Below are 21,377 nucleotides of genomic sequence, written 5' to 3'. Positions count from 1 at the left end.
AGGATATCCCAGTGACCTATCGCCCAGCCACCAAGGACCAGTTGCTCGCAATCCGCGTTAACGCAGGCATAGAAGAGCTTGCGAAAACGGAAAAATTCGCAGCGGCCGAGCCCGATATGGTGGAGGCCATCGTGGAGGGTGTGGGCCAGTTCGCGGCTGGCGAGTTTGCTCCGCTCAACAGGGTCGGCGATCTGGAAGGCGCCAAACTGGAGAATGGCGTCGTCCGCTTGCCCGATGGATATGAAGAAGCCTACGCCCACTATGTGGAGCAAGGGTGGAATGCCATCTCCTCGCCGGAAGAGTTCGGTGGTCAGGGACTGCCCTTCACGCTGGCCTGCAATGTGCTCGAAAATCTCGGTACCGCAAACATGGCTTTCAATTTGCTCCCGATGTTGAGTGTGGGCGCCATCGAAGCACTCGAACATCATGGCTCGCAGGAACTGCAGCAGAAGTATCTGCCGGATTTGGTGAGCGGCAAATGGTCTGGCACAATGAATCTGACCGAGCCGCACGCGGGCTCCGATGTCGGCGCGCTGCGCACAACGGCCCATTTGATCGAGGATGGTGAGCATGCTGGCAAATACCTGATCAAGGGCCAGAAGATTTACATCACCTGGGGTGAGCATGAGCTCACGCAGAATATCATCCATCTGGTATTGGCCCGGGTTCCCGACGCGCCGGAAGGAAGCCGCGGAATATCACTCTTCATCGTGCCAAAGTTTCACGTGAAACCGGATGGTTCGCTTGGGCCGCGGAATGATGTCCGCTGCGTAAGTCTCGAACACAAGTTGGGCATCAACGCCTCCCCTACCTGCGTGATGAGTTATGGCGACAATGACGAGTGTATTGGCGAACTCGTAGGCGCGGAGAATCGCGGCTTGGCGGCCATGTTCACCATGATGAACAATGCCCGCATCAATGTTGGCAATCAGGGCGTTCAGATCGGCGAGCGCGCACTGCAGCAGGCAACAGACTACGCGCAGGAGCGCGTGCAATCGGCCCGCGCCGGATCGGCGGAGAAATCACCTGTTTCGATCATCGAGCATCCGGACGTGCGGCGGATGATTATCCGCATGAAGGCGCTCACAGAGGCATCGAGAGCGCTCCTCTACTACACCGCCGGTCAAGTCGATCGCGGCGTTCTGGGCGATCAGGATGCCAGATCGCGTGGGGAAGTCCTGACGCCGCTTATCAAGGCATGGGGAACCGACATCGGTATCGAAGTCGCCAGCCTGGGCATCCAGGTCCATGGCGGCATGGGCTTCGTCGAGGAAACGGGAGCCGCCCAGCACTGGCGCGATTCGCGGATTGCGCCTATCTATGAGGGCACGAACGGTATCCAGGCTGCCGATCTGGTCACTCGCAAGCTTGCGCTGGATAGTGGTGAGGCGCTGACTTCTCTTATCGAGGACATCGCGCGGGAAGCAGGGGATGAGAAAGCACTCTTCGATCTTGCGGGCGATTGCGCCGCCATCGTCAAATGGATGCGCGAAGACGCCAGTCTCGACGACAAGCTGGCCGGTAGCGTTCCGTTCTGCACAATGCTTGCTGTGGCCACGGCGGGATGGCAGCTAATCCGCCAGCTCAAGGCCGTGGAAAGCGAAGCCGATATCGCGCGAGCAAAGCGCGCGACAGTCAGGTTCTTCCTCGATCGGATCGTCCCGGAAGCGTCAGGCCTCAAGGCATCGGCCACTGCCGGCGGAGATTCGCTCTACGACATCCCCACCGAGGCCTTGCTGCATTAATTCTCCGTGACGATCCGGGCGTAATCGTCCTCACCGAAGGTCGCGGTCTGCCCGCGCAGCTCACGCTGCGGCGGGAGCCGTCTTCCGGTCACTCGCTCGATGGCGGGCTGTGGTGATGCGCCCGGAGAACTTACGCGCCAGATGATGCCTGCCGTGTCGTCACTGACCAGCAGGGAGCCATCCTTGGCCCAATCCACCCAGGTGGGGCGGCCCCTGGTTTCCCCGTTCGATTTGAGGAACCCGGTCAGGACCGGGATCGGCTTGCCGAGCGGATTGCCGCGCTCATCGAAGGCCACGTAGACCACATCGTAGCCCGACGGGGGTTTGCGGTTCCAGGAGCCGTGACGGGCAACGAACGCGCCGTTGGAGAATTTCTCCCCCATGGCCGCGCCTTCCGCGCTGAAGACAAATCCGAGGGCGGCGACATGCGGGCCCAGCGAATATTCGGGCCGGCGAACATAGTTGATATAGGCGGGCACGGGCGCTTCAACACGGCGATCGTAATTGTCCCCCCAGTAGACCCACGGCCATCCGTATTGGGCACCAACTGGAACGTTGGTCAGGTAATCCGGGACGAGGTCGGAGCCGAGCATGTCGCGCTCGTTCACGGTGGTCCAGAGCTCGCCCGACCACGGGCTGAAGTCGAGACCGTTGGCATTGCGCAACCCGCCGGCGAACTGGCGCCGGCTGCCGGTGGCAAGGTCGACTTCCCAGATGAGCGCGCGCCCCTCTTCGGCCTCCATTCCCTTGTCACCGATGTTGGTGTCAGAGCCTACGGCGACGTACAGCCGGTCACCATCCGGATGAAGCGCGAGATTGCGCATCCAGTGCCCTCCGCCGCCAGCAAGATCGATGACCTTGCGGGGCTTTGCCGTCACGCGGTCAGCCCCCAATTGATAAGGAAAAGCAAGAACTTCGTCGTGGTTTGCGACATAAAGTGTGCCATCACTAAAGGCGAGACCAGAAGGAGAATCGAGCCCGTCGAGGAGAGTCCTCACCGTCTCGGCTTTCCCATCCCCATCCTGATCGCGGAGGAGCACTACTTTGTTTGCAGAAGGCCCGTTAGCACCTGCCTTGCTCATCAATTTGTTGGTGATCCACGACAGGATGCCCTCCGATTCCTGATTCGGCGAGCGGGTCAGCGAGACGAGGACATCCCCATTGGGAAGCGTGTAGAGCGTACGCGGATGGTCGAGACCCTCGGCGAACCGGTCCACGAGCAGTCCCTCTGCGGCGACAGGCTTTTCGCCCTCTGCCCAGCCCACCGGGTCGGCGATCTGTACGGTCGGGAAGGTTTCGGCATCGGGTTCGTCAAGGACCGGATCGTCCCCAGTCACTTCGTCCATCGAAAGGCTGGCTGTGTCACCGCGCGTTACGAAGAAGAAGAAGATCGCGAGGATCGCTATCAGGACGACAAGGCCAATGCCCAGCTTCTTAAGAATGCTCATGGCTTGAGGATAGGCGAGGCCGAGCCTGGCGGCAACGGCTCTTGAACTGGCGCCGTGACGAGTTAAGTGCCCTCCCATGTTCGATTTCAAACCCGATGCCGATTGCCCCAAGGCAGAAACCTATCGCCAGCTTCAGCAGGCCGCCGCCGCGCTTACCGAGGGGGAGCCGGACCCGGTCGCCAACATGGCCAATGTCGCCGCCCTGCTGGGTGATTTTCTGCCCGATCTGAACTGGGCCGGGTTTTATCGAGTCGTTGATGGCGAACTGGTCCTCGGCCCATTTGTGGGCCGCCCGGCCTGCATCCGCATCCCTTTTGGCAAGGGCGTGTGCGGAACGGCGGCGGCTGACGGCGAAACCCGGCTGGTCGAAGACGTGCACGCCTTCCCGGGGCACATCGCCTGCGATTCAGAGACGAATTCGGAACTCGTCGTCCCGGTGAAAAGAAATGGCACCGTGATCGCCGTGATCGATCTCGACAGCCCTTCCCTCGCGCGCTTCGACAATGAAGATCGCGAAGGAATAGAAGGGCTTGCCGAGATTATCTCGGGACGAATCTGAACCTATATATCGCCGCCCGTAAGGCGCTGGCAGATCAGGTCCAGCTGGTCGAGCGTACGATAGCTGATCGTGACCGTGCCATTGCCCGGGGCACCTTCCGGCTTGATCCGCACGGACAGGCCGAGGAATTCTTCGAGATGGCCTTGGACGGCGGCGATATCCGGATCCTCGGCACCATTCCCGGTTGATCCGGGGGACTTGGCCTGGCTTTCCCGTTTGGGCCGGTCGCCGCGAGCGAGCTTTTCGACTTCTCGGACCGAAAGATTGTCGTTCACCGCACGGTTGGCGATATCTGAAGCCTCTTCGTTTCCGATCAGGGGGCGGGCATGCCCCATCGAGAGGCGGCCATCGGCCAGCATGTCCAGAACATCTTCAGGAAGAGCCAGAAGACGTTGGAAATTGGCCACATGGCTACGTGATTTATCGACCAGCTTGGCGATTTCGGACTGGGTCATGCCCTCGTCATCCGCCAGTTTCTGATAGGCACGGGCTTCTTCGAGAGGGTTTAGGTCTTCGCGCTGAAGATTCTCGATCAGGGCCAGTGCCATGATTTCGCGCTGGTCGAGATCCCGCACGATCGCGGGGATGGTGTGCAAGCGGGCACGCTGTGCGGCACGCCATCGGCGCTCGCCGGCGACCAGCTGGAACCGCCCCTGTCCCTTGGTCGTCACGATGATAGGCTGAATAACCCCGCGCTGCGCGATCGAGGCTGCCAGCTGATCGAGAGCTTCGTCGTCAAAACGCGTTCTCGGCTGACCCGGCAAGGGGCTGATGTCCGCTACCGGAATATCAGCGAGGCCCGTGGCATTGCTTGCAGCCTGACCAGATGCAAGATCGTTACCATCGTTACCGGTTCGTGAGGATAGCGGCTCTTCGCGCTGAATTTCCCCCATCAGCGCGCCCAGCCCGCGGCCGAGTTTCTTCTTGCGGTCGACTGCGGCACTCATGCGGCTTTCCTTTTCTCGGGGAGACGTTCGATCAATTCTCTTGCGAGGCCGATGTAGGCTTTGCTTCCCGAACAATTGTGATCGTAAATAAGAGCGGGCATCCCATGGCTCGGGGCTTCCGAAAGCCTCACATTACGGGGAATGACATTCTCGAACACGAGTTTGCCAAGGCAATCGCGGACGTCATCCGCTACCTGGTCCGTGAGCCGGTTGCGGCGATCGAACATCGTCAGCGCAATGCCCACAATGCCGAGGTCAGGATTAAAGCGCTGCTGCACACGCTCGACCGTCTGCAGAAGTTGGCTAAGCCCCTCCAGCGCGAAGAATTCGCATTGAAGAGGCACGAGAAGAGTATTGGACGCACACAGGGCATTGAGCGTCAGCAGGCCGAGCGACGGCGGACAATCGATAAAAACCACGTCATAGCCGGCAAAGCCCGGCTCCTGGGATGCAAGTGCCTTCTGAAGGCGATGCGTGCGATCTTCCACGGCGACGAGTTCCACCTCTGCCCCCGAGAGGTCTTGCGTAGCGGGTACGACATCCAACGAGGGTATCTCGGACGGCTGCGCCGCCTGCGACAAAGTGGCATCGCCCATCAGCAAATCGTAACTCGTGTATTCACGCGCAGAGTTTTCAATGCCCAAGCCGGTCGATGCATTCCCCTGCGGATCGAGATCGATCAAAAGCGTCCGCCAGCCCGAAGCCGCCATTGCTGTCGCTATATTGATGGCACTGGTCGTTTTACCGACCCCGCCCTTCTGATTGGCAATTGCGATTGTGATCATTTTCCCGTCCCGATCTTGCCATGGCCGACAACGATTCCCGCGTCTGTGTCTGTCATAGATTGTTGCACGTGAAACATTGGTTTCAACTTGGGAGAAAGTTCTTCAACTTCTTGGGTTGCGGACCGCCCTTTCGGCAAGACCCACTTGGTGCCTCCTGTGGAGAAGCGTGCGGATAACCTGAGGAGTTTTGGCAGCGGCGCGAAGGCGCGGGCCGAAATAACTCCTGCAGGAAAAGATTCGACAAGTTCCAGTCGCGACCCTTCCACACGGCAATTCTGCAACTCCAACGTCGATACCATCCCCTCGAGCCACTCTACTCGCTTGCGGCGCGATTCGACGAGGATCACCTTCTGCTTGGGCCGGAGAATAGAAACAACCAAGCCTGGGAAGCCTGCGCCGCTACCCAGATCCAACCACGACGATGTCGTTTCACGTGGAACATGATCGAGCAATTGCACCGAATCCGCGAAATGCCGAACCCAGACCTCGTCCAGAGAAGACCTTGAAACCAGATTCTGACGGTCATTTTCCGCGGACAGCAATGCGGCCAGTTTTTCGAGCTTGTTCAGAGCAATATCGTCGAATGCCAGATTGGAAATGAACTCTCGCGCTTCATTCTCGGTCACGATCATGCTGCGCGCTCTTTCAACCGGCGCGCATAGACAAGAAGCGTGGCCAATGCTGCGGGGGTGATTCCCGGCACCCGTCCCGCAGCAGCCAGCGTTTCAGGCGATGACGCCTTTAGGCGTTCTACCATTTCATTGGAGAGACCAGGGACAGTTTCATAAGGGAAGTCATTTGGCAAAGAGACCAGGTCCCCGGCCTTCAAATCGCGCAATTCCGCTTCCTGTCGTGCGAGATAGGGAGCGTAGATAATGTCTTCCGCCATCTCGACGGTGAGCGGATCGGTTGGGTCGAGACCGTCAACAAGACCTGCGAGTGTCTCGAGCGAGATCTGCCCGCCCCGGAGCCAATCGCGGACGGGAATCGTGCCGCGCTCACTCTTGACGGCCAATCCGCTTGCCCTGAGCGCTTCGGCATCCACCGCCACATCGAGGGCTTGATCCACTGTCTCGCGGCGCTGAAGACGTTGCTCGTACCAAGCTTGACGTTCCGCCCCCACCAATCCAGCAGCGATGCCCTTGCGTGTGAGCCTGGTGTCTGCATTGGCAGCACGAAGGCGCAAGCGATATTCCGCGCGTGCCGTCAGCATGCGATAGGGTTCACTCACGCCATGCAGCGTGAGATCGTCCAGCATGACGGCAATATATGAATCCGAACGATCAAGATCGAGAGCTTCGACGCCGAGAACGTTGGCGGCGGCGCTTGCTCCCGCCACCAGACCCTGTGCCGCCGCTTCTTCATAACCGGTCGTGCCGTTGATCTGCCCCGCGCAATAGACCCCGGGGACAGCCCTTATCTGGAGTTGCTTCGTCAACGCTCGGGGATCGATATGGTCATACTCCACCGCGTAGCCAGGCACGACCATTTCGACCCGCTCCAGTCCGGCCATGCAGCGAAGCATGTCGTGCTGGACATCGGTAGGGAGCGACGTGCTGATACCGTTGGGATAGACGAGGTGCGTCGAGAGACCCTCTGGCTCCAGGAAAATCTGATGGCCGTCACGGTCACCGAAGCGATGGATCTTGTCTTCTATCGAAGGGCAGTAGCGCGGCCCGGCCGCACCGATGGCACCGGAGAAGAGCGGCGACCGATGCAGGTTTGCGCGGATGACGTCGTGCGACTTTTCATTCGTGCGGGTTATGGCGCAGAAAATTTCGGGGTTTGGCCGAGCGCCAGTGAGCGACGACATGGTCCAGCCTTCGCCATCGGAAGGCTGTTCTTCGAGCGCAGCCCAGTTGATAGTGCGCCCGTCGAGACGGGGCGGTGTCCCCGTCTTGAGACGAGCCATGGGCAGATCGGCATCGCGCAATTGCTTTGCGAGAATGTGTGCCGCATCCTCCCCGATCCGTCCGCCTTGAAGCCGCTCTTCCCCGCGGAACAGACTTCCGCCGAGGAAAGTCCCTGTGCAAAGGACGACCGCCCCACCCTCGATGCTCGAACCGTCCGCCAAATCCACTCCGTTGGCCACACCAACGGAGAGCCTGAGGGCGGCAACCTCGCCCTGGATCAGGGTGAGATTATCCTGCGCCGCAACGATCCTGTGAACTTCGGCACCGAACAGATGCCGATCCGCTTGGACGCGCGGTCCCCACACGGCACTTCCCTTGGAGCGGTTGAGCATGCGATAATGAATGGCACCGGCATCTGCCGCCCGGGCCATGACACCGTCCAGCGCATCGACTTCGCGAACCAGATGACCTTTGCCCAACCCGCCGATCGCTGGATTGCAGCTCATCGCGCCAATTTTGGTCAGGTCAAAGCTTATCAGAGCGGTCCGCGCACCCAGGCGAGCGCTGGCGCAGGCAGCTTCGACTCCAGCATGGCCACCGCCGACAATGATGACATCGAAATTCAGCATGGTGCGCGATTAGCGGAAAAGCAGTGGGGTTACAAAGCGCAATCGGTGTTTCACGTGAAACAATATCAGCTTTTATTTGCCGATACAGAAGCGTTCGAAAAGCGAATTTAGCATATCTTCCGTCGAATTGCGGCCAAGGATACGGTCCAGCCCTATCCGCGCAAGACGAAGATGCTCACCGACAATCAATGCATCGTTAAGGCCACCAAGGTTGGCCAGAGCGGTATGCGCATCAGAAAGCGCGTCGGTCTGCCTCGCATTGAGGGTTGCCGTACCGGGCTGCGGAAGAAGGTCGCGCGCTCGAGCGACTAGAGCACTGATCAGATTATCTATTCCTGATCCGGTTACCGATGAAACTACGAAATCCGGGGACTGCTTCGAACCACTTGCTTGGTCAGCGAAGGATTCGACCTCAAACCCGCCAGATGGTCCCTTCCCTTCATCACCGAGCCACAGCACTATATCCGCCTCGCTCAGCTGCAGCCGTGCTCGTTCGATGCCGATCCGCTCGATCTCGCCCGCATCGCTGTCGCGCAAGCCTGCGGTGTCGATAAGAACAAAAGGAACGCCATCGAGGGCGATGGGCCGCTCGATCACATCTCTCGTCGTTCCGGCCTCTGCCGAGACAATCGCCGCACCTTCCCGCAGGATAGCGTTGAAGAGCGACGATTTGCCCACATTGGGTGGTCCCGCCAGGACGACCCTGATCCCATCCCGCAACCGTTCCATCTTGGGTCTGCGAAGTTCCCGCTCCCACTCCCCTACAAGCTCGGAAAGTTTCACGTGAAACACTTCCGGGAGTTCGGAAACATCGTCTTCGTCAGAGAAGTCCAGCTGTGCTTCGACCAAGGCTGAGAGGCCGAGAAGGCGATCGCGCCATTCTTCGACCGTCCTCGTCAGACCACCGCCAGCAATCTCCTGCGCCGCCCGGCGCTGTAGTTCGGTTTCTGCCGAGAGCAGGTCACCCAGTCCTTCAGCCTCCGCCAGGTCGAGCACACCATTGGCGAATGCGCGCCGGGTGAACTCGCCCGCCTGAGCGCGGCGCAGGCCAGCGAAACTCGCCAACTCGTTCTCGACGGCCGCGACGACCGCCCTGCCCCCGTGGCAATGCAGCTCTACGAGATCTTCGCCGGTGGCGGTCTTCGGAGCGGCAAACCATAGCAGCAGGCACTGATCCAAGACGCGCCCCTCCCCGTCGCGCAAAGAGCGTAGTCCTGCACGCCGCTCTTCGGGAAGCGAGCCAGCGAGGCGCTCAGCAGCCTCGCAGGCCTGGGGCCCACTGATCCGGATGATGCCGATGGCGGCAGGCGGCGCTCCGCTGGAGAGCGCGAAGATCGTGTCGGTCATTATGAAACGGTTCGCTTGAGCGGCAGCTTACTTGTCTGGCTTCTTGGGAGAGGACTTAGCCGCGTTCGCGCCCTCCATGAAACTCTGGAACAGCTTGAAGCCTGCCTGCCCCATGGGGGCCAACTGGCGGGCATATTCCTGGAGCTGCTCGGTGTTCGAGACGCCCTTCATCGCATTGGACATCATCTCGACATAGACGTCGTTCGCCTTGCCCACATCGGGCAGACCCATGAAGCTCCGGGCCTCTTCCGGCGTACAATCGATTTCCACATGGACCTTCATGGCATTTTCTCCGTTGAGCTTCACTGAGACCTCATCTGGGTTTGCCAACAAAACTCCACAAGGGCTAGACCCGTCACCAACCAGCGGAGATCGACGAATGACCGAAATGATTACCCTTGAAACCATCGACGGCGCAGACAGCTTCCCCGCCTATGTCGCGAACCCGTCGGATACGCCCAAGGCCGCCATCGTGGTCATTCAGGAAATCTTCGGCATCAATGCCGGCATCCGCCGCAAATGCGACAAGCTGGCGGAAGAAGGCTATCTGGCCATCGCACCCGACCTCTTCTGGCAGTTCGAGCCCGGCATCGAACTCGATCCCGATATCGAACCTGAAATGCAGAAGGCGCTCGATCTGTTTGGAAAGTTCGATCAGGATCAGGGCGTGCGCGATATCGAAGCGGCCATCAAATGGGCCCGCGCCGAGGGCTGCGGCAAAGTCGGCGCAGTAGGCTACTGCCTCGGTGGCCGCCTAGCCTATATGACCGCAGCACGCACCGACAGCGATGCCACCGTGGGCTATTATGCGGTCGGCGTGGACAATCTTCTGCGCGAAAAAGACGCCATCGCGAACCCGCTGATGCTGCATATTCCCACCGAAGACGGCTTCGTCGATAAGGAAACGCAGCAGGCCATGCACGGAGGGCTCGACGACCATCCCAAGGTCACGCTTCACGATTACGAAGGCCTCGACCACGGATTTGCCACCGAATTCGGCAAACGGAGGGATGACGACGCAGCCGATCTGGCGGATTCGCGCACGGCCGAATTCTTCAAGACCCATCTGGTCGGCTAATCCGCCGCACCCTTACTGAGCTTCCCGGATCCTGCGCGCTGGCCCGGCCGCCGCAGGATCCAGAAGCATGAAAAATTCCCGGGAGAGAATAGTAATGTCCGCACAAAAAGGCCTCGAGCAATGGCATCTCACCATGCAGGCGGGCAATCAGGCGGAGGATCTGATGAAGCTCGTCCATGCGGATGCGGTCTTCCACTCCCCCGTCGTTCATTCCCCGCAGAAGGGCCGCGCTCTCGTCGTCAGATATCTCGCTGCGGCGGGACAGACGCTGGGCAACGACAGTTTCACCTATGTCCGCGAACTGGTCGATGGCGACAATGCCATGCTCGAATTCACCACCGAAATGGACGACGTGCATGTCAACGGCATCGACCTCATCCAGTTCGACGGGGACGGTATGATAGTGGATTTCAAGGTGATGATCCGGCCGCTCAAGGCCGTGAACAAGGTCTGGGAAATGATGGCTGCCCAGCTACAGGCAGACGCTAAAGCCTGATCGCTATCCGCGCTTCAAGAATGCCCTCGCCTGCTCGGTCAGGTCGAAATCATCCTGTTTGCCGGACAACTGAGCTGACAGCTCCTGGATCGCGGGCGGTCCGTCGAAACTGATCAGCGACTTCATCGACCAGTCCGCAAACAGGCGATCAGAGCCGCTTTCGCGTGCCAGCACGTTAAGACTGTGGTGGCGCGGATCCTCGGCGATGATGCCCATCAGATCCTCGATGACCATGGGCGGCCCCTCGAGATATTGCAGATAGCGATCACCGTCGTTCATCAGAAAGCCGGTCACCCGCTGCAGGGCATTGTTGCGCGCAGCTTCCTCGATAATGTCGAAAGTGTCGCGCGCCGGAGATTGCCCGGCGGCGACACTTTCATAAAGGACGCGTGAAAGACTCAATCAATCCGCCTGAGAACCCTACTGGTTCATGGTCGCGAAGAAGTCTTCGTTGGTCTTGGAATCCTTCATCTTGTCGAGCAGGAATTCCATCGCGTCGATCGTGCCCATCTGCATGAGGATGCGGCGCAGGACCCACATCTTCGACAGCTTGTCCTTCTCGACCAACAGCTCTTCCTTGCGCGTGCCGGACTTGCCGACATCCAGGGCCGGGAAGATGCGCTTGTCGGCAACCTTGCGGTCGAGGACGATTTCGCTGTTACCCGTGCCCTTGAATTCTTCGAAGATGACCTCGTCCATGCGGCTGCCGGTATCGATCAGCGCGGTGGCGATGATCGAAAGCGAACCGCCTTCCTCGATGTTACGCGCGGCACCGAAGAAGCGCTTCGGGCGCTGCAGCGCGTTGGCATCCACACCGCCGGTCAGCACCTTGCCCGAGCTGGGCACCACTGTGTTGTAGGCGCGGCCGAGGCGGGTGATGGAATCGAGCAGGATCACGACATCCTTCTTGTGCTCGACCAGGCGCTTGGCCTTCTCGATCACCATTTCGGCGACCTGCACGTGGCGGTTGGCCGGTTCGTCGAAGGTCGAGGAGATGACTTCGCCGTTCACGCTGCGCTGCATGTCGGTGACTTCTTCCGGACGCTCGTCGACCAGCAGGACCAGCAGGAACACTTCCGGGTGGTTGTCGGTGATCGCCTTGGCGATGTTCTGCAGCAGCACGGTCTTACCGGTGCGCGGCGGTGCGACGATCAGGGCGCGCTGGCCCTTGCCCTGCGGCGAGATGATGTCGATCACGCGGGCGGACTTGTCCTTAACCGTCGGATCGAGCGTGTCGAGATTCAGCTTCTCTTCCGGATAGAGCGGCGTGAGATTGTCGAAATTCGTGCGGGTCCGGACATTTTCCGGATTTTCGTAATTCACCGCGGTCAGGCCGGTCAGGGCGAAATAACGTTCGCCTTCCTGCGGCGCGCGGATCTGGCCTTCGACCGTATCGCCGGTGCGCAGGCCCCATTTGCGGATCTGGTTGGGCGAGACATAGATATCGTCCGGGCCGGCGAGATAGTTCGCTTCGGGGCTGCGCAGGAAGCCGAAACCGTCCTGCAGCACTTCGATCGTGCCGATCCCCATGATTTCTTCGTTATATTCCTCATCGTCCGCGAGTTCGCGAAGGATGCAGAACATCAGGTCCTGGCGCCGCATGGTGCCGGCTGCCTCGACGCCCAGCTCTTCGGCCATGGCCACCAGATCGGCGGGCACTTTTGCTTTTAAGTCTTTGAGATGCATAGATTTTCTCGAATTTCCGAATGGGTATGGCCGGCAGGTCGGTATGGGCTTGGAGAAAGCGGACCCGGCCTCGTCTGAACGCGAGGCCTCTAGCCGTCAGAGCGCTTCAAATAAATTCGCTTGCCCGCCCCGTCAATCGCCAATGCAAAACAGGCGTCGCCGCAGGGGGTCGGATCAGAAGGGTTTGACGACCACCAGCACCACGATCAGCGCCAGCAATATGCCGGGCACTTCCCCAATCATGCGCAGCTGCTTTTCGGTGAGGGGACGTTCGCCCGCGGCCATCTTCTTGGACTGCACGACCAGATAGCCGTGGAAGCCGCTCAGAAGCAGCACCAGCAACAATTTGGCATGCAGCCACCCCTCACCCCATGCGGACAGCGTTTGTGCCAGCAGCAGGCCTAAAATCCACACCACGATGATGCTGGGAGTGAGGATGACCTTGCGCAGCAGGCCCATGCGCTTGCCCCACAGGTCCGATTCGGCCGAACCGGCCGCTGCGGGATGCAGATAGATCATCTGGCGCGGCAGCATGAACAGCCCCGCCAGCCAGAAAACCATGAAGATGATATGGCCGGCCTTGAGCCACAGATAGGTCATCGAAAGCAAATCCTGCATGCGGGTGATGTAGCGTGTCGCATCGAGGATTTCATCCCTTCCAGCCGCGCACAGCCGCAATCAATCGCTCGACATGCGCAATCGGCGTGCGCCGATCGATTCCATGGCCAAGATTGAAGACATGCGGGCGGTCCGCGAAAGCCTTCAGGATGGTCGTCACCCGCTCTTCGAGCCGGTCGGATCCCGCCAGCAGCAGCAGCGGATCGAGATTGCCCTGCACCGGCATGCCTTCGGGCAGTTCGCGTGCCACCCAGTGGGGATCGAGCGTTTCGTCCACGCCCACCGCCTTTACGCCGGTTTCGCGTGCATAGGCCGGCAATTTCTCGCCCGCGCCTTTCGGAAAACCGATGACCGGCGTCGCCGGATGCCGCTCAGCCAGCGCCGCCACGATCCGGGCATTGGGGGCGATGACCCAGCGTTCGAATTCATCCGGCGCCAGGCTGCCCGCCCAGCTGTCGAACAGCTGCACGGCTTCCGCGCCCGCTTCGATCTGGCCGGAAAGATAGGTAATCGTCTGTTCGGCGATCGCATCAATGATCGCCTGCAGGGCGGCGGGATCGCGATAGGCCAGCGCGCGGGCCTCGTGCTGGTCGCGGCTCCCCTCGCCCGCGACCATGTAGGTCGCCACGGTCCACGGGCTGCCCGCAAAGCCGAGCATGGTCACGCCTTCGGGCAGGCGCTGACGGCACAGGCGCACGGTCTGGTAGATCGGTTCGTAACGCGAGCTATCCGGTGTCAGATCGGCCAGCGCGGTATCGACCAGCCGGGGCGACAGCTTGGGCCCCTCGCCCGCCAGGAATTCGAGATGCTGGCCCAGCGCGTGGGGCACGATCAGAATGTCGGAAAACAGGATCGCGCCGTCGAAACCGAAGCGGTCGATCGGCTGCAGGGTAATCTCGCAGGCCGCCTCGCTATCGTAGGCCATCGCCAGGAATCCGCCCTTTTCCGCGCGCAGTTCGCGATATTCGGGGAGATACCGGCCGGCCTGGCGCATGAGCCAGAGCGGGACAGTGCCGGTGGGAGAACCGTTGAGTGTATCGAGAAGGGGACCGGGCATTCAGGAGTCCAATAATACCTAGTTATTATAAGGATTGATGGAGTCTGTTGGCCCTGTGGATATCGGGCACAAGTGGCCCCTGCCCTATTTCTCCCGCCGTGGAAAGGGTTCGATCCGATCATCCGACTCGTGTCCGCGCTTGAGTCGAGTCAAACTTGTCCCCACTGTTACCAGCCTGCGCAAAAGTCGCCGCTTGGTGTGCGGGAATCACCCCCTTGCCTGACTCGTAGTGGGGAGCGATTTCGTCCCCGAACTTGTCGGCAGAGCTGTCCCGTGGTTTATCCCACGCCTGTCCACAGGCCCCCAGCGAGGATCCCATCTCCGACCGTATCCATCTCCACCTGCTTTCCGACAGCACCGGCGAAACGCTGGAAATGCTGGCGAAAGCGGCGCTCGCGCAGTTCGACGATGCCAATGTGGTGCGCCATTTCTGGCCCATGGTCAGGAGCCGCCAGCATCTCGACCGGATCGTGCCCGAACTCAAGGCCAATCCCGGGCTCGTGCTGTTCACCCTGGTGAATGCCGATGCGCGCGCGCGGCTGGAAGAAGTGTGCGCCTCGTTCGGCCTGCCCGCGGTGCCGATCCTCGACCGGGTGACCGCCGCGCTGGAAAAGGCGCTGGGCCAGGAAGCGCACGGCCGTCCGGGCAAGCAGCACCAGATGGACAAGGCCTATTTCGAGCGGGTCGAGGCGATCCAGTTCACCATCGCCCATGACGACGGCATCCTGTGGGACGAATGGGAAGAGGCCGACATCCTTCTGGTCGGCGTGTCGCGCAGTTCCAAGACGCCGACGAGCATCTATCTCGCCAATCGCGGCTACAAGGTCGCCAATATCCCGCTGGTGGTGGAAAGCCCGCCGCCGCCCAAGCTGTTCGAGCTGAAGAACCCCATGGTGGTGGGTCTCACCACGGCGCCCGAACGGCTGGTCCAGATCCGGCGTAACCGGCTCCTGACCCTGAACGAACAGTCCGAGACGGCCTATGTCGACAATGAGAAGGTCAAGAGCGAGGTCGCCTTTGCGCGGCGCATGTTTGCCGATAACGGCTGGCCGGTCATCGATGTGACCCGCCGCTCGATCGAAGAAACCGCGGCGGCCATCATCCGCCTTTATGGCGAACGCAGCCAGCGCGAAGGTGGCGATTTCGAAGGAGTGAAGGCGATATGAGCGGTATTTCAGGCAGCGGGATCGTGCTCGCGTCGAACTCCGCCTCGCGCAAGGCGATGCTGGAGGCCGCGGGTGTGGCCTTTGAGGCGCGCCCCGCCGAAGTGGACGAGCGCGCGCTCGAAGCCGAGATGGAGGGGGCGGAGCCCGCCGAGGTGGCCCAGGCGCTGGCCGCGGCCAAGGCGGCGGCAGTGGCCGACAGCCGCATCGTCCTCGGCAGCGACTCGCTGGTCGAGGTGGGCGGCCGCCGCTTCGACAAGCCCGCGAGCCGGGAAGAGGCAGCCGAGCACTTGCGCTTCTTCTCGGGCAAGGTGATGACTCTCCACAGCGCCGCCGCCCTCGCCCGCGACGGCCAGATCATCTGGGTCGGCTCCGACTTCGCCCGGCTCCGTATGAGAGAGCTTGGCGAAGATTTCATCGCTGCCTATCTCGATGCCGAATGGCCCGCCGTATCCTACTGCGTGGGCGTCTTCCGCATTGAGGGCCCCGGCGTCCAATTGTTCGACAGCATCATGGGCGATCAGTTCACCGTGCTCGGCATGCCGCTGCTGCAGGTGCTGGGTGCGCTGCGCGAGGAAGGTGTACTAGCTTCGTGACCAGCTATGCGGAAGTCATCGGCGATCCGATAGCACAGTCGAAATCGCCCACGATTCACGGGTTCTGGATCGAGAAGCTTGGCCTCGAAGCTGCCTACCGCGGGCATCATGTGACGAGCGGGACCCTTGCCGCCTATCTGTCCGAACGGCGCGAAGACGCAGACTGGCGCGGCTGCAACGTCACCATGCCGCACAAGCAGGCTGTCGCGCCATTGGTAGACCGGATCGAACCGCTGGCGAAGCGGGTGGGCGCGATTAACACGGTGTACCGGGCCGCGGATGGCGCCCTCGTAGGCCGCAACACGGATGTCGCCGGCTTCCTGGAGCCACTCGCCGGGCAATTGCGCGAGCAACACTACTTCCGCATGGCCCGCGTGCTGGGAACGGGAGGGGCGGCGCGTGCGGTCATCTCCGGCCTGGCCGCAGAAGGCTTCACCCTTGTGGTCGCCGGGCGCGATCCAGACAAGGCGCGCGGCCTTCTGGATGAGCTGACCGAGGGTGAGCATCATACCGCCCCTCTTTCCCACTTCGCCGAGCCGACGAATTTCGCATTCGACGACCGTGAGGGGTGCCGCGACCTGATCGTGAATGCCAGCCCGCTGGGTATGCGCGGCCAACCACCGCTCGCTTTCGACTGGAGCCATGCTCCGCCCGGCTCCATTGCCTATGATATCGTCACCGATCCGGTGGAAACCGAATTTCTCAAGCGGGCACGCAATGCCGGATTTGCAACCATCGACGGCCTGGCGATGCTTATCGGCCAGGCTGCCGCTGCCTTCCGCCATTTCTTCGGCGCAGAGGCCCCGCGCGAGCATGACGCAGAGCTGCGAGAGCTGCTGACCCGATGACCGCGCCCCTCATCATCGGGCTGACCGGCTCCATCGGCATGGGCAAATCGACCGTGGCAGCCATGTTCGAAGCCGCAGGCGTGCCCGTCTTCGACGCCGATGCCGAAGTGCGCGCCATGCAGGGGCCGGCGGGCGCGCTCGTTGCCGCGATCGAGGCGGAATTTCCGGGCAGCACGGACGAAAACGGCGTTCTTCGCGACAGGCTCGGCCAGGAAGTTTTCGGCGACACATCGGCCCTCGCACGGCTGGAAGCCATCGTGCATCCTGCCGTCGCCCGCAAGCGCGAGGCATTTCTGGCAGAGCATTTGGACACGCCCCTGGTGGTCTTCGACATCCCCCTTTTGTTCGAGAAGGGCGGCCACGCGAGCGTTGACCGCATAGTGGTGGTCTCGGCACCTGCGGAAACCCAGCGTCAGCGCGTTCTCGCCCGGCCGGACATGACGCCGGAAAAATTCGCCCATATCCTGTCGCTCCAGACGCCGGATGCCGAAAAGCGCAAGCTAGCCGATCACGTCATCGATACGGGCCAGTCGCTCGGCGGGACGGAAGAGGATGTCATCGCGCTGATCGCGCAGTTGCGCGCGGATGCGGCCAATCGAGACCCCTTGTAATATCGGCCCGCGAGTCCGATAGGTTACCCAATGCGTGAGATTGTTTTCGACACCGAAACCACCGGCCTCGATCCCAAGACTGGGGACCGCATGGTGGAAATCGGCTGTGTCGAAATGGTCAATCTTGTCCCTACGGGAAACACGTTCCACGCTTATTACAATCCTGAACGCGACATGCCGGCAGGTGCCGAGGCGGTGCATGGCCTTTCTGCCGCATTCCTGTCCGACAAGCCGTTTTTCCGCGACACTTTTCAGGAGCTGCTCGATTTCATCGGCGATTCGCCGCTGATCGCCCATAATGCCGGCTTCGACTTCGGCTTTCTCAATGCGGAGCTTGCCCTATGCCGATGCGAGCCCGTGTGTATGACCCGCATGGTGGATACGGTGCAGCTTGCGAAAAAGCGCCACCCGGGCGCCAAGCTCTCTCTCGATGCGCTGTGTAGCCGCTATGGCATCGACCGCAGTCACCGCGTCAAACATGGCGCCCTGCTGGATGCCGAATTGCTGGCGCAGGTCTACGTCGAACTGAAGGGTGGCCGCCAGATCGGCCTGGAGCTCGCCGCAGAACAGGCAAAGGCTCAACCGGCTGCCGAACTCATCGCGGTACGCAAGGCGCCGGAGGGACCGCGACGGGACCCGCGGCCCCATGCACCCACGCCCGAAGAGCTGGCGCGGCATAGAGAATTCATGGCCGGGATCGAAAACCCTCTCTGGGGGTAAGTCCACGGCCCATGCAATCCGGCTGGACGGGGCCGGAAGTATCGGCGGGGCGCGATAAAAAGGAGAACGACGCTTATGGATATCCGTGTTTCGGGCCACCAAATCGACACTGGCGCAGCCTTGCAAACCCATGTCGAGGACCGATTGCAGGGCATCGTGGAGAAGTATTTCAACCGCGCGATCTCCAGTCATGTTACTTTCGGCAAGGCCGCAGGCGGGGCATTCTCGTCCGATATCGTGACCCATGTCATGCAGGGCCTCATCCTCAAGGGTCACGCCGAAGCTCATGATGTCCATCAGGCATTCGATGCTGCAGCCGCCAAGATCGAGAAGCAGCTGCGCCGTTATAAACGCCGGATCAAGGATCGGCACGAGCAGGCCGATCACGCCATGCGTGAGCAAGAGGCAGCCTATACGATCTTCGCCGCTCCCGAACCGGAAAGCGAAGCTGAGATAGAGCACGACAGCCCGCCGATCATCGCGGAAACGAGCGCGATGATTCCCGAATGTTCGGTTGCCGATGCGGTCATGCTGCTCGATCTGCAGAACACCAATGCGCTTTTGTTCAAGAACGGTGCGACGGAACGGCACAATATGGTCTATCGCCGTTCGGATGGATCGATCGGCTGGGTCGAACCCCGCAGCTAAGGGAATCGACGAAGACAGATGGTTATGACGGGGGAGCCAAACAGCGGGGCCGAAGGGCACTGGCGCGCGCTCGAACGCCTGTATTCTTCGGCTCCGGTCAATTCCAAATTTGCCTCTTCCCTCGAAGTGACAGGTGAAGGAGCGGCGCGAATTACCTTCGATATTACCGAAGACGTGTTCCATGCGGCGGGCGCGGCGCATGGCACGGTCTACTTCAAGATGCTGGATGATGCCGCCTTCTATGCGGCCAATACGCTGGTGACCGATCGCTTTCTTTTGACCACCTCTTTCAACCTGCATTTCACCAAACCGGTGCGCGATGGCACGATCATCGCCGAGGGGCGCTGGGTCAGCGGTAGAAGACGGGTCTTCGTCGCCGAATCGCGCCTTATCGATGCGGAGGGGGACGAGATCGGGCGCGGAACAGGGACGTTCATGAAGTCGCGAATCCCGCTGTCCGGCCTGCCGGGGTATGCGGAATGACCAGTGATGATCGCCTTCCCGCACATCTCGAAGTGTCCGGCCTGCTCAAGCTTACGCAAGCGCTGGGGGGCTTCGGCATGGTGCTGCAGAAGGGGGAGCGGGATGCCGGTACGTTGGTGATATTAACCACGAACAGTGGCAAAAATACCCGCATGTGGGAGCGTATGCCGCAGATGGACGGCAGCCGGTACTTCGTTCCGACTAAGGAGCAAGATCCTGAAAACCCTAGGGATTTTGACGAATACGTTGACCGGCGCAAAGGCCAGGATCCGGATTGCTGGTTTATCGAACTGGATGGCCCGGATGTAGAACGGTTGATCGATCCCACCGCCCGTTAACTTGACATGGTTGCCGATGACACTATTTGGCCCGCCAGCTTCGATGCGCAGGCGGTCGGGCTGGCAATGGTGTCAGCAGACTAGCACGCAGACGGGGAGTAAGCGGCAGGCCAGTTAACGGATCCACCTTTTAGACGCACGTAACGCGCAAAGGATCCCAGCCTGCGACAGCTACTCACCGCCAAGATAAGCGGGATCATGCGTAAATATCTGTTTGGTATGGCGGCGGCTGCCGCAACTATGATTGCAACGTTTGCCGGTGCGGAAGAAACCGGCGCGCAGGCTGCTCAGGCAGCCGCAGAAACCACTACGGAAGAAACCACCCTCACCACAGAGGTCGTTCCGGTCTTCGTTAGCGAAGAAGTGGTTCAGGAGCTTCCCGAGGAAGCTGTCCAAGAATCCACCGACGTCGATTTCCCCGAGGCGGATAGCCTCTACGAACTGGTTGCCGAAATGCCGGCGACTGAAAATCTGTCGGACGAAATGCGCTGCCTTGCAGGCGCCGTCTATTTCGAATCGCGCGGCGAACCGCTCGCAGGCCAGCTGGCCGTTGCCCAGGTCATCGTGAACCGCAGCGAATCCCACCAGTTCCCTTCCAGCTATTGCGGCGTCGTTTACCAGCGCTCGCAATTCAGTTTCGTGCGCGGCGGAGCCATGCCGCGGATCAAGACCGGCTCGACTGCCTGGAAACGCGCCAAGGCGATCGCCCGCATTGCCCATCAGGGCCTGTGGGACAGCGAAGCCCACGACGCTCTCTATTTCCATGCGAAATATGTAAAGCCGAGCTGGGCGCGCAAGAAGATCGCTCGCGCCACCATCGACACGCACATCTTCTATCGCTGATTGAGCGAAAAGCTGAACGGTGAGGCCGTCTTCATCTTCGAAGGCGGCCTCTTCAATCAGTCTTGGAGTTCGACCCAAACCGGTGTGTGGTCGCTCGATTTCTCGCGGCCGCGGTATTCCTTGTCGACACCGGCGGCAACCATCCGATCAGCCAGCTCCGGCGAGAGCAGGAGATGGTCGATCCTGAAGCCATGATCGCGTTGCCAGGCACCTGCTTGGTAGTCCCAGAATGTCCACACCCCGCCGCGCGGGTTGTATGTGTCGATCGCATCGGTCCAGCCATCGGCCAGCATGCGCCGGTATGCATCCCGGCTTTCCGGCTGCATCAAGGCATCACTGGCCATCGCCTTGGGTGACCACACGTCCTTGTCTTCGGGTATCACGTTGAAATCGCCCAGCACGACAGCCGGGATTTCTTCGTTCCAGAGCGTAGTCATGCGCGCGCGCAGCTTCTCCATCCAGGCAAGCTTGTAGTCGAACTTCGGTCCGGGGTGTGGATTCCCGTTGGGTAGATACAGATTGCAGATCCGTACGCCGCCAACGTCCGCCTCTAGATAGCGGGCCTGTTCGCCCTCACCCTCTTTGGGTCCGTCGATCCCCAAGCCTCGCTGAATTTCAACCGGAGCGGTATTTCGGGCGAGGATGGCGACGCCGTTGAAGCTTTTCTGACCATGCCAGATCGCCTTGTAGCCGATCTTTTCGAAGTCGTCGGCGGGAAAGCCGTCGTCCATCGTCTTGATTTCCTGCAGGCAGGCGACGTCGGGCTGGGTTTCCTCCAGCCATTCTAAAAGGCGCGGCAATCGCGCCTTGATCCCGTTTATATTGAAAGTGGCAATACGCATGGCCGTGTCCATGCCCGAAGCGGCAGCGCGGGTCTAA

25 protein-coding genes are annotated in these 21,377 nt (G+C 60.8%); 13 read left to right on the top strand and 12 right to left on the bottom strand.

What is annotated here, in order from left to right; translation table 11 throughout:
• Nucleotides 1–11 precede the first annotated feature (11 nt).
• Complete coding sequence (locus ACI2I1_RS12465) at nucleotides 12–1,745, top strand: acyl-CoA dehydrogenase (protein WP_404679366.1); 1,734 nt, start codon at nucleotides 12–14, stop codon at nucleotides 1,743–1,745.
• Here ACI2I1_RS12465 and ACI2I1_RS12460 read toward each other — a convergent pair.
• Complete coding sequence (locus ACI2I1_RS12460; protein WP_404679365.1) at nucleotides 1,742–3,193, bottom strand: PQQ-dependent sugar dehydrogenase; 1,452 nt, start codon at nucleotides 3,191–3,193, stop codon at nucleotides 1,742–1,744. The genes ACI2I1_RS12465 and ACI2I1_RS12460 overlap by 4 nt on opposite strands.
• A 76-nt stretch (nucleotides 3,194–3,269) precedes the next feature.
• Here ACI2I1_RS12460 and ACI2I1_RS12455 point away from each other — a divergent pair, with 76 nt between their 5' ends.
• Nucleotides 3,270–3,752, top strand: coding sequence for a GAF domain-containing protein (locus ACI2I1_RS12455; protein ID WP_404679364.1), 483 nt, complete (start codon nucleotides 3,270–3,272; stop codon nucleotides 3,750–3,752).
• A 2-nt stretch (nucleotides 3,753–3,754) separates the two neighbouring features.
• On the opposite strand, the gene ACI2I1_RS12450 is transcribed toward ACI2I1_RS12455, so the two are convergent.
• The 6 genes from ACI2I1_RS12450 to ACI2I1_RS12425 all read right to left on the bottom strand — a co-directional run bounded on the left by ACI2I1_RS12450 (nucleotide 3,755) and on the right by ACI2I1_RS12425 (nucleotide 9,595).
• Complete coding sequence (locus tag ACI2I1_RS12450) at nucleotides 3,755–4,699, bottom strand: ParB/RepB/Spo0J family partition protein (RefSeq protein ID WP_404679363.1); 945 nt, start codon at nucleotides 4,697–4,699, stop codon at nucleotides 3,755–3,757.
• Complete coding sequence (locus ACI2I1_RS12445; RefSeq protein WP_404679362.1) at nucleotides 4,696–5,484, bottom strand: ParA family protein; 789 nt, start codon at nucleotides 5,482–5,484, stop codon at nucleotides 4,696–4,698. Before ACI2I1_RS12445 ends, ACI2I1_RS12450 begins: the two co-directional genes overlap by 4 nt.
• Complete coding sequence (gene rsmG, locus ACI2I1_RS12440) at nucleotides 5,481–6,116, bottom strand: 16S rRNA (guanine(527)-N(7))-methyltransferase RsmG (protein ID WP_404679361.1); 636 nt, start codon at nucleotides 6,114–6,116, stop codon at nucleotides 5,481–5,483. The genes ACI2I1_RS12445 and rsmG overlap by 4 nt, the downstream gene beginning before the upstream one ends.
• Nucleotides 6,113–7,966 (bottom strand): tRNA uridine-5-carboxymethylaminomethyl(34) synthesis enzyme MnmG, encoded by a 1,854-nt coding sequence (gene mnmG, locus ACI2I1_RS12435; protein ID WP_404679360.1) that lies wholly within the window; start codon nucleotides 7,964–7,966, stop codon nucleotides 6,113–6,115. Before mnmG ends, rsmG begins: the two co-directional genes overlap by 4 nt.
• A gap of 72 nt (nucleotides 7,967–8,038) precedes the next feature.
• Entirely contained in the window at nucleotides 8,039–9,313 is a 1,275-nt protein-coding gene (gene mnmE / locus ACI2I1_RS12430; RefSeq protein ID WP_404679359.1) for a tRNA uridine-5-carboxymethylaminomethyl(34) synthesis GTPase MnmE, read from the bottom strand.
• A 27-nt stretch (nucleotides 9,314–9,340) separates the two neighbouring features.
• A complete protein-coding gene (locus ACI2I1_RS12425) occupies nucleotides 9,341–9,595 on the bottom strand; it encodes a DUF6489 family protein (protein ID WP_221544149.1) in 255 nt (84 codons plus the stop codon).
• Nucleotides 9,596–9,692: 97 nt separating this feature from the next.
• Here ACI2I1_RS12425 and ACI2I1_RS12420 point away from each other — a divergent pair, with 97 nt between their 5' ends.
• On the top strand, nucleotides 9,693–10,391 hold the full coding sequence (locus ACI2I1_RS12420) for a dienelactone hydrolase family protein (RefSeq protein WP_404679358.1): 699 nt from the start codon (nucleotides 9,693–9,695) through the stop codon (nucleotides 10,389–10,391).
• Nucleotides 10,392–10,485: 94 nt separating this feature from the next.
• Nucleotides 10,486–10,887, top strand: coding sequence for a nuclear transport factor 2 family protein (locus tag ACI2I1_RS12415; protein ID WP_404679357.1), 402 nt, complete (start codon nucleotides 10,486–10,488; stop codon nucleotides 10,885–10,887).
• A 3-nt stretch (nucleotides 10,888–10,890) separates the two neighbouring features.
• On the opposite strand, the gene ACI2I1_RS12410 is transcribed toward ACI2I1_RS12415, so the two are convergent.
• The 4 genes from ACI2I1_RS12410 to hemE form a co-directional block, all read right to left on the bottom strand.
• Nucleotides 10,891–11,289 carry a BLUF domain-containing protein gene (locus ACI2I1_RS12410; RefSeq protein WP_404679356.1) on the bottom strand — a complete coding sequence of 133 codons (399 nt, stop codon included), beginning with the start codon at nucleotides 11,287–11,289 and terminating at the stop codon, nucleotides 10,891–10,893.
• 18 nt (nucleotides 11,290–11,307) lie between these two features.
• Complete coding sequence (gene rho / locus ACI2I1_RS12405) at nucleotides 11,308–12,573, bottom strand: transcription termination factor Rho (RefSeq protein ID WP_404679355.1); 1,266 nt, start codon at nucleotides 12,571–12,573, stop codon at nucleotides 11,308–11,310.
• Nucleotides 12,574–12,747: 174 nt separating this feature from the next.
• Nucleotides 12,748–13,191 carry a CopD family protein gene (locus ACI2I1_RS12400; RefSeq protein ID WP_404679657.1) on the bottom strand — a complete coding sequence of 148 codons (444 nt, stop codon included), beginning with the start codon at nucleotides 13,189–13,191 and terminating at the stop codon, nucleotides 12,748–12,750.
• A gap of 31 nt (nucleotides 13,192–13,222) precedes the next feature.
• Nucleotides 13,223–14,248 carry a uroporphyrinogen decarboxylase gene (gene hemE / locus ACI2I1_RS12395; RefSeq protein ID WP_404679354.1) on the bottom strand — a complete coding sequence of 342 codons (1,026 nt, stop codon included), beginning with the start codon at nucleotides 14,246–14,248 and terminating at the stop codon, nucleotides 13,223–13,225.
• Between the two features lie 374 nt (nucleotides 14,249–14,622).
• Here hemE and ACI2I1_RS12390 point away from each other — a divergent pair, with 374 nt between their 5' ends.
• The 9 genes from ACI2I1_RS12390 to ACI2I1_RS12350 all read left to right on the top strand — a co-directional run bounded on the left by ACI2I1_RS12390 (nucleotide 14,623) and on the right by ACI2I1_RS12350 (nucleotide 20,498).
• Entirely contained in the window at nucleotides 14,623–15,414 is a 792-nt protein-coding gene (locus tag ACI2I1_RS12390; protein ID WP_247710948.1) for a pyruvate, water dikinase regulatory protein, read from the top strand.
• Nucleotides 15,411–16,007 carry a Maf family protein gene (locus ACI2I1_RS12385; protein ID WP_404679353.1) on the top strand — a complete coding sequence of 199 codons (597 nt, stop codon included), beginning with the start codon at nucleotides 15,411–15,413 and terminating at the stop codon, nucleotides 16,005–16,007. The genes ACI2I1_RS12390 and ACI2I1_RS12385 overlap by 4 nt, the downstream gene beginning before the upstream one ends.
• The gene (locus ACI2I1_RS12380; protein ID WP_404679352.1) at nucleotides 16,004–16,855 is read left to right on the top strand and encodes a shikimate dehydrogenase family protein; all 852 of its coding nucleotides are present in this window, start codon (nucleotides 16,004–16,006) and stop codon (nucleotides 16,853–16,855) included. Before ACI2I1_RS12385 ends, ACI2I1_RS12380 begins: the two co-directional genes overlap by 4 nt.
• The gene (coaE, locus tag ACI2I1_RS12375; protein ID WP_404679351.1) at nucleotides 16,852–17,466 is read left to right on the top strand and encodes a dephospho-CoA kinase; all 615 of its coding nucleotides are present in this window, start codon (nucleotides 16,852–16,854) and stop codon (nucleotides 17,464–17,466) included. Before ACI2I1_RS12380 ends, coaE begins: the two co-directional genes overlap by 4 nt.
• Nucleotides 17,467–17,496: 30 nt before the next feature.
• Nucleotides 17,497–18,186: a DNA polymerase III subunit epsilon gene (gene dnaQ, locus ACI2I1_RS12370; RefSeq protein WP_224812796.1), complete on the top strand. Its 690-nt coding sequence runs from the start codon at nucleotides 17,497–17,499 to the stop codon at nucleotides 18,184–18,186.
• Between the two features lie 75 nt (nucleotides 18,187–18,261).
• The gene (hpf, locus tag ACI2I1_RS12365; protein WP_224812795.1) at nucleotides 18,262–18,834 is read left to right on the top strand and encodes a ribosome hibernation-promoting factor, HPF/YfiA family; all 573 of its coding nucleotides are present in this window, start codon (nucleotides 18,262–18,264) and stop codon (nucleotides 18,832–18,834) included.
• Between the two features lie 24 nt (nucleotides 18,835–18,858).
• Nucleotides 18,859–19,317 (top strand): PaaI family thioesterase, encoded by a 459-nt coding sequence (locus ACI2I1_RS12360; RefSeq protein ID WP_404679350.1) that lies wholly within the window; start codon nucleotides 18,859–18,861, stop codon nucleotides 19,315–19,317.
• Nucleotides 19,314–19,655: a DUF1491 family protein gene (locus ACI2I1_RS12355; RefSeq protein WP_404679349.1), complete on the top strand. Its 342-nt coding sequence runs from the start codon at nucleotides 19,314–19,316 to the stop codon at nucleotides 19,653–19,655. The genes ACI2I1_RS12360 and ACI2I1_RS12355 overlap by 4 nt, the downstream gene beginning before the upstream one ends.
• A gap of 240 nt (nucleotides 19,656–19,895) precedes the next feature.
• On the top strand, nucleotides 19,896–20,498 hold the full coding sequence (locus ACI2I1_RS12350) for a cell wall hydrolase (RefSeq protein ID WP_404679348.1): 603 nt from the start codon (nucleotides 19,896–19,898) through the stop codon (nucleotides 20,496–20,498).
• A 56-nt stretch (nucleotides 20,499–20,554) separates the two neighbouring features.
• On the opposite strand, the gene xth is transcribed toward ACI2I1_RS12350, so the two are convergent.
• Nucleotides 20,555–21,340 carry an exodeoxyribonuclease III gene (xth, locus tag ACI2I1_RS12345; protein ID WP_404679347.1) on the bottom strand — a complete coding sequence of 262 codons (786 nt, stop codon included), beginning with the start codon at nucleotides 21,338–21,340 and terminating at the stop codon, nucleotides 20,555–20,557.
• Between the last annotated feature and the right edge of the window lie 37 nt (nucleotides 21,341–21,377).

It is taken from the genome of Qipengyuania sp. NPDC077563 (genome assembly GCF_044901345.1).
GTDB classification, from domain to species: domain Bacteria; phylum Pseudomonadota; class Alphaproteobacteria; order Sphingomonadales; family Sphingomonadaceae; genus Qipengyuania; species Qipengyuania aestuarii.
The sequence above is the reverse complement of the archived record's forward strand: the minus strand, read 5'-3'. Positions and strand labels throughout refer to the sequence as shown.